This is a genomic window from Streptomyces sp. NPDC012888 (assembly GCF_042900645.1).
Classification (GTDB): Bacteria; Actinomycetota; Actinomycetes; order Streptomycetales; family Streptomycetaceae; genus Streptomyces.
In genome coordinates this window covers 363,644-370,847 of the sequence record NZ_JBIBBM010000003.1, presented here as the reverse complement: position 1 = coordinate 370,847, position 7,204 = coordinate 363,644, and the positions used below count along the sequence as shown (strand labels likewise).

At 72.8% G+C, this 7,204-nt stretch carries 5 protein-coding genes and 1 pseudogene; all 6 read right to left on the bottom strand.

What is annotated here, in order from left to right:
* Positions 1 to 326, bottom strand: a pseudogene (locus ACFY61_RS06515) (hypothetical protein); the annotation flags it as partial.
* A 232-nt stretch (positions 327 to 558) separates the two neighbouring features.
* Positions 559 to 1,338, bottom strand: a complete 780-nt coding sequence (locus tag ACFY61_RS06510; RefSeq protein WP_389467733.1) for a TIGR03936 family radical SAM-associated protein — start codon at positions 1,336 to 1,338, stop codon at positions 559 to 561.
* A gap of 73 nt (positions 1,339 to 1,411) precedes the next feature.
* The gene (locus ACFY61_RS06505; protein ID WP_389467731.1) at positions 1,412 to 2,236 is read right to left on the bottom strand and encodes a hypothetical protein; all 825 of its coding nucleotides are present in this window, start codon (positions 2,234 to 2,236) and stop codon (positions 1,412 to 1,414) included.
* A 118-nt stretch (positions 2,237 to 2,354) separates the two neighbouring features.
* Positions 2,355 to 4,277, bottom strand: a complete 1,923-nt coding sequence (locus ACFY61_RS06500) for a TIGR03960 family B12-binding radical SAM protein (protein WP_389467729.1) — start codon at positions 4,275 to 4,277, stop codon at positions 2,355 to 2,357.
* Positions 4,278 to 4,353: 76 nt separating this feature from the next.
* Positions 4,354 to 5,877 (bottom strand): CHAD domain-containing protein, encoded by a 1,524-nt coding sequence (locus ACFY61_RS06495; protein WP_389467726.1) that lies wholly within the window; start codon positions 5,875 to 5,877, stop codon positions 4,354 to 4,356.
* 127 nt (positions 5,878 to 6,004) lie between these two features.
* Positions 6,005 to 7,204 carry a rod shape-determining protein RodA gene (rodA, locus tag ACFY61_RS06490; RefSeq protein WP_389468180.1) on the bottom strand — a complete coding sequence of 400 codons (1,200 nt, stop codon included), beginning with the start codon at positions 7,202 to 7,204 and terminating at the stop codon, positions 6,005 to 6,007.

The following is a 7,204-nucleotide window of genomic DNA, read 5'->3' as shown; positions in this document are numbered from 1 at the left end:
TCCGCGACCGGAGCCTCGGGGGCCTCGGGGGCCTCGACGGCGGGGGTCTCCACCACGACGGCGGCCTCCGCGGCCGGCGCGACGGGCGCGGCGGCGGCGCGGGTGGCGCGGCGGCGGGTACGGGCCGGGGCGGCGGCCGGAGCCTCCTCGGCGGGGGCGGCCGGCGTCTCGGCGGCCGGAGCGGCCGGGGCCTGCTCGGCGGCGGCCGCGGCACCTCCCGGCGGGCCGGCCGGCCGGGACGCGGCGCGGCGGCGCCGGCGCGGCGGCAGGTTGTCGCTCGGGCTCTCGGCTCCGGCGGCGGGGTTCTCGATTTCGTTGTTCGGCATGCGGGCGGTTCTCCCTCACGCTCCCGGGCGCCGCGGCTGACATCCGGTCCGGCGCGGCCCCGCGTGATGAGCGCGGAGCCGGCCTCCGGGGCGCGTGCGCCTCGCGGGAAGCTGTAGGTCAAGGCCGCCGGTTCCGTACGTGATGTGCGTACGGCCTGGCGGAAGTCTTCAGGTCAGTGCGCGGCCCGACCCAGGTGGCTCCCGAGTGCCAGGGCTGCGCGGCAACGCGTCCTTACGCGGCGGGACCTTCCGGCGCCTTCGCGGCGGCGGTTACGGCGGCCGTGGGTGGGGCGGCCGTGACTGCCTCGCGGTCGGGCGCGAGCGGGTCGGTCACCGTGCCGGACTCCTCGTCGAAGAGCCCCTGCGCCAGCCTGGTCACCGCTGCGGGGACCGGCGGCGCCAGGTCGGCCACAGCTCGGAGACCGGACAGGACGTCGTCGGGTCGAACGGCAGGTGTCACGTGCCGAACAACCAGCCGCAGTATCGCACAGGCACTGTCCGGCGTCCTATCACCCTCGCTCGGAAGTACCTCGATGCCGACTACAGCACCGCGGGTGTCGAAGGTGCGCATGCCGTTCTTGGTCCTGCGCTGCACCTCGACGGTGTCGGCGGCCAGGAAGCGGGCCGTGGCCTGCTCGGCCTCGGCGACGTCCACGCCTTCCAGGCGCAGCTCCCAGATGGAGGCGGTGAGCCGGTCGGCGAGACCGGAGGTGCGCGCCTCCACGGCGTCGGTGATGTCGAGCCCGACCGGCAGCGACTCGTCGAGGAGCTCGCGGAGCTTCTCGGGATCGCGGTGCGCGGTGAGGGCGATCTCCAGGTATTCGGCCTCGCTGCCGGTGCCGGTGGGTGCGGCGTTCGCGTACGAGACCTTCGGGTGCGGGGTGAAGCCCGCCGAGTAGGCCATCGGCACCTCGGCGCGGCGCAGGGCCCGCTCGAAGGCGCGCTGGAAGTCCCGGTGGCTGGTGAACCGGAGGCGGCCGCGCTTGGTGTAGCGCAGTCGGATGCGCTGCACCGCGGGTGCGGGCGGCGGGCCTTCGGGCTGTCGCTTGCCCAGTGGTTCTTCTCCTTGTGCGGGGCGCGAGCGCTCAGGCTCCGCCCTGTGACGTCTTTCGCAGCCGGGGCGGCTTCCGGGCCGCACCTCTGGCTGTCGTACTACCCAGAGTACGCGCCCGTGACCTCGACGGTTCCCGGGGCGACGTACCCCACAGGGCGCGGCGGACCTCGTCGCGGGCGGTGCGGACGGCGTCCCGCACGGTCCGCCAGGCCTCGCGCAGGACGTGGCCGACGGGTGTGAGCACGTGCCGGTACACCCGGGTCGCGGGCCGTCCGACGGTCACCCGGCCGACCCACTTCACCGCCCGCCACACCGCGCGGAGGGTGCGCCCGGCCACGTGCCAGGCCCACACCACCGCTCGCCAGACCGGTCCCAGCAGGTAGGTCCACAGTTGCCGCCCCGCCCAGAGGAGGGCGGTTCCGGCCGGCTTCAGGAGGTACCGCCACAGCAGGCCCGCGGCCCAGCCGGTGGCGATGCCGAGGGGACGCAGCAGCCACCGGTACAGGAGCCGCCCGGCCGGCGCGAGCAGGTGGACGTACAGGCCGCGGCCCGCCCAGCCCGCGGCGGCGGCGAGGGGCCGCAGCACGTACCGCCAGAGCCCGGCCCAGGGCCAGACGAACACCAGCCGCAGCAGGAGGAGGCACACCCAGGCCAGGGCGCGGCCGACGGGGGCGAGCAGGTACCGGTGCAGGGGCCGCAGCAGGTGCCGGTGCACGGCCCGCGCCGCGGCGACGACCAGGTCCCAGACCAGCCGCAGGGGCAGTACGACCACGAGGGCCACCGCCTTGGCCACCGCCCCGAGGCAGCCTCCGGCGGCGGGCGGGGACTGCGGGGGCCTATTCGTCGTCGCGCTCATGCCCCTCAGGACACTCGGACGATGCTTCCGGGTTCCGCCGGCCGGCGGGTACGGAGGCGGGTGACGCCTGCGTCCCGGATACGCGAAAGCCCCCCTCGGCGGGGGGCTTTCAGGGCGGTTACTTGACCACGGTCAGCGGCAGGAGCTTCTTGCCGGTGGGGCCGATCTGGATGTGCGTGTCCATCTGGGGGCACACGCCGCAGTCGAAGCACGGGGTCCAGCGGCAGTCCTCGACCTCGGTCTCGTCGAGGGCGTCCTGCCAGTCCTCCCAGAGCCAGTCCTTGTCCAGGCCGGAGTCCAGGTGGTCCCAGGGCAGGACCTCCTCGTAGGTGCGCTCGCGGGTGGTGTACCAGGCGACGTCCACGCCGTACGCGGGGAGGGTCTTCTCCGCGGCCTGCATCCAGCGGTCGTACGAGAAGTGCTCGCGCCAGCCGTCGAAGCGGCCGCCGTCCTCGTACACGGCGCGGATGACGTCGCCGACGCGGCGGTCGCCGCGGGAGAGCAGGCCCTCGACGATGCCCGGCTTGCCGTCGTGGTAGCGGAAGCCGATGGAACGGCCGTACTTCTTGTCGCCGCGGATCTTGTCGCGGAGCTTCGCCAGGCGGGCGTCGGTCTCCTCGGCGGAGAGCTGCGGGGCCCACTGGAAGGGGGTGTGCGGCTTGGGGACGAAACCGCCGATGGAGACCGTGCAGCGGATGTCGTTCTGGCCGGAGACCTCGCGGCCCTTGGCGATGACGTTGACCGCCATGTCGCCGATCTGGAGCACGTCCTCGTCGGTCTCGGTGGGCAGGCCGCACATGAAGTACAGCTTCACCTGTCGCCAGCCGTTGCCGTAGGCCGTCGCGACCGTACGGATCAGGTCCTCCTCCGAGACCATCTTGTTGATGACCTTGCGCATGCGCTCGGAGCCGCCCTCGGGGGCGAAGGTGAGGCCGGACCGGCGGCCGTTGCGGGTGAGCTCGTTGGCCAGGTCGACGTTGAAGGCGTCCACCCGGGTGGAGGGCAGGGACAGGCCGATCTTGTCGTCCTCGTAGCGGTCCGCGAGGCCCTTGGCGATGTCCGCGATCTCCGTGTGGTCCGCGGAGGAGAGGGAGAGGAGGCCGACCTCCTCGAAGCCCGTGGCCTTCAGGCCGCGTTCCACCATCTCGCCGATGCCGGTGATGCTTCGCTCCCGCACGGGGCGCGTGATCATGCCGGCCTGGCAGAAACGGCAGCCGCGGGTGCAGCCGCGGAAGATCTCGACGGACATCCGCTCGTGGACGGTCTCGGCGAGCGGGACGAGCGGCTGCTTGGGGTACGGCCACTCGTCGAGGTCCATGACGGTGTGCTTGGACACGCGCCACGGGACGCCCGACCTGTTCGGGACGACGCGGCCGATGCGGCCGTCCGGCAGGTACTCGACGTCGTAGAAGCCGGGCACGTAGATGTTGCCGGTCCTGGCGAGGCGGAAGAGGACCTCCTCGCGCCCGCCGGGGCGGCCCTCCGCCTTCCAGGCCCGGATGATGGCCGTCATGTCGAGGACGGCCTGCTCGCCGTCGCCGATGACCGCGGCGTCGATGAAGTCGGCGATCGGCTCCGGGTTGAAGGCGGCGTGGCCGCCGGCCAGGACGATCGGGTGGTCGACGGTGCGGTCCTTGGACTCCAGCGGGATGCCCGCCAGGTCCAGGGCGGTGAGCATGTTCGTGTAGCCCAGCTCGGTGGAGAAGGACAGGCCGAACACGTCGAAGGCGGAGACGGGGCGGTGGGAGTCCACGGTGAACTGGGGGACCCGGTGCTCGCGCATCAGGGCCTCCAGGTCGGGCCACACGCTGTAGGTGCGCTCCGCGAGGACGCCCTCCTGCTCGTTCAGTACCTCGTAGAGGATCATGACGCCCTGGTTGGGCAGGCCGACCTCGTACGCGTCCGGGTACATGAGCGCCCAGCGGACGTCCGCGCTCTCCCAGGGCTTGACGGTGGAGTTGAGCTCACCGCCGACGTACTGGATGGGCTTCTGCACATGCGGGAGCAGAGCTTCGAGCTGTGGGAAGACCGACTCGGACATCACGCGACTTTCGTGAAGCGGGCAGGGGATGACTCTCAAGCGTACCTCGAGGCGCGCCGGCCCCTGCCCGCCGTGATCATCGCAGGGCGGCCCGGAGGGAGGGGTCCGAGGCTTCGGCCCAGGTGTCCGGAAGGTCGCGTTCGATCCGTTCCGTCCTGGCCTCCTCACGGCCGTACAGCAGGCCCCAGGTGAAGGAGGGCTCGCCGGCTCCGTTGGCCTGGTGGGTGAGGTCGAGGAGCGCGCCGCGGGCGACGACGCCGTCCTGGTGTTCGCCGAGCAGGGTCTGGACCGACTTCATGGCCTTGGAGAACTTCTCGGCGGGCTTGCCGAGGGCTCCGCCGGCGGCGTCGGCGGCGTAGCGGGCGCGCTTGGCGGCCTTGCGGGCCTCGTGCAGGGCGCGGTCGCGTTCCTCTCCCGGGTCGAGGGAGAGGGCGTGCTCGACGCGGGTGGCGAGGCGGCCGTAGTCGCGCAGGACCGCCTTGGGCAGCACCTTCCGGGCGGGTTTCGCGGCCCGGGGCAGCAGCGGCGGGTCGGCGAGGAGGCTCTCCAGGGCGTCGAGGAGGGCGAGGTGGCGGGGGTTGTCGAGGGCCGCGAGGGCGCGGCGGCGGGATGCGGAGCGGCGGGTGTCGTTCCAGGTGCGGAGCCGTCCGCGGACGGGTCCGGAGACGAGGTCGCGGGGCAGTTCGGCGACCGCGGTCCGGAAGTGCTCGTGGAGGACCTCCTGGTCGCGGTCGACGCCGAGTTCCGCGCCGAGCCAGCGGAGCTCCTCGCCGACGGGGTCGGTGACGTCGCGGTCGAGGACCTTGCGGTAGGTCTTGAGGGCGCTGCGCAGGCGGCGGGAGACGACCCGCATCTGGTGGACGGAGTCGGGTTCGTCGCGGCGTACCGCGGGGTCGTGGGCGATCAGGGCGTCGACCTGTTCGCGCAGGTACGCCAGGACGTGCGCGCCGGCCGTCGGGTCCGCGGGGTCGGGGGCGGGGCGGGCGGGGGGTTCGGCGCCGGTCTCGGTGAGGGCGCGGGCGAGTTTGGAGGGGGCGTCGGAGACCTTGAGCCCGGCCTTCCTGAAGACCTTCTCGACGGCGTCGAGGAGGGCGGGGTCGGTGTCGTCGGCGAGTTCGACCTCGACCTCGGTCCAGGAGGCGGAGGTGTCGCGGCGTTCGGCGGTGACGGTGTCGGTGCTGAGCTCGGCCAGCAGGGTGCCGTGGGCGTCGAGGAGGTGGCTGACCTTGCGTGAGGAGAGCAACCGGACCTGCGGTTCCAGGGGTGCGCTGTCGCGGACGCGGGACCGTACGAGGGCGGCGAGGGACTGGGGGACGGTGTCGCTGAGGGCGGCCCGGACCTCGTCGCGGACTCCGGGGGCGACGGGCAGTTTGAGGTGCCAGCCGGCGTCGGCCCCGCCGGTGCGGCGGCGCAGGGTGAGCCCGTCGGCGGCGAGCCGCTGGTCGGGGGTGTCGTAGTAGACGGCGTCGAGGTCGGCGGTGCCCTGGTCGCGGACGGCCGCGATGCCGGCCGTTCCGGTCAGGTCGGGCAGCCCGCGCCGCTCAGCCTCGGGTTTCGTGAACTCGAATTTGCGCTCGATCTCGCGTTTCGTGTCCGCCATGCCTCGAACGTAGTCCTGAACGGCGCGCGGTGCTCGGGTTGACGGCGGATTCGGCCGGATCGGGGGTACCGCCGGGGCCCGGCCGGTGCGGGCCGGGCCCCGGTGGGCGGCGGGCGGCGGGAACCCGTCAGGCGCTCAGTGGGCGTTGGACGCGGATCGACTGGAGCAGGCCCACCGCGACCCAGACCGCGAACATCGACGAGCCTCCGTAGGAGACGAACGGCAGCGGCAGGCCGGCCACCGGCATGATCCCCAGGTTCATGCCGATGTTCTCGAAGGACTGGAAGGCGAACCAGGCGATGATGCCGGCGGCCACGATCGTGCCGTACAGCTCGGTGGTCTCCCGCGCGATCACGCAGGCCCGCCACAGCACGACCCCGAGCAGGCCCAGGATGACGATGCCGCCGACGAAGCCGAGCTCCTCCCCCGCCACGGTGAACACGAAGTCGGTCTGCTGCTCCGGCACGAACTGCCCGGTGGTCTGCGGTCCCTTGAACAGGCCGGACCCCATCAGGCCGCCGCCGCCGATCGCGATGCGCGCCTGGTTGGTGTTGTAGCCGGCTCCCGCCGGGTCGAGCTCGGGGTTGGCGAAGGCGGCGAAGCGGTTGATCTGGTACTGGTCGAGGACGCCCAGCTGCCAGACCAGGATCGCTCCGGCCGCTCCGGAGCCGATCAGCCCGAGCACCCAGCGGTTGGAGGCGCCGGAGGCCAGCAGGACCCCCAGCACGATCACCACCATCACCATGACCGAGCCCAGGTCGGGCATCAGCATGACGATGCCCATGGGCGCGGCGGCCAGGCACAGCGCCTTGACGACGGTGCGGTGCTCGGGGTGCTCCAGGTCGCCCGCGTCCACGCGGGCGGCCAGCAGCATGGCCATCACCAGGATGATCGTGACCTTGACGAACTCGGACGGCTGGAGCGAGAACCCGCCGCCGATGACGATCCAGGCGTGGGCGCCGTTGATGGTGGCGCCGAGCGGGGTGAGCACGGCCGCCACCAGCACCAGCGAGAGCCCGTACAGGACCGGGACGGCGCCGCGCAGGGTGCGGTGGCCGAGCCAGACCGTACCGATCATCAGGACGAAGCCGATGCCGGTGTTGAGCAGGTGGCGCCAGAGGAAGTACTGCGGGTCGCCCTGGTTGAGGTAGTCCCGGTGGCGGGTCGCGGACCAGACCAGCAGGGAGCCGATCAGTGACAGCGCCAGGCCCGACAGCAGTATCGCCCAGTCGAGCCGGCGCAGCACCGAGTCGCGTGCCGTCAGCCGGGCGAGCGGGCCCTTCTCGGGCGCGTACCGGGAAACGGAGAACTTGTTGGCGGTCTGCAT

Bases quoted from the DNA above. Each gene is read 5' to 3' on its own strand.
- rodA (WP_389468180.1), bottom strand. From the start codon at position 7,204: ATGCAGACCGCCAACAAGTTCTCCGTTTCCCGGTACGCGCCCGAGAAG.
- ACFY61_RS06505 (WP_389467731.1), bottom strand. From the start codon at position 2,236: ATGAGCGCGACGACGAATAGGCCCCCGCAGTCCCCGCCCGCCGCCGGA.
- ACFY61_RS06500 (WP_389467729.1), bottom strand. From the start codon at position 4,277: ATGTCCGAGTCGGTCTTCCCACAGCTCGAAGCTCTGCTCCCGCATGTG.
- ACFY61_RS06495 (WP_389467726.1), bottom strand. From the start codon at position 5,877: ATGGCGGACACGAAACGCGAGATCGAGCGCAAATTCGAGTTCACGAAA.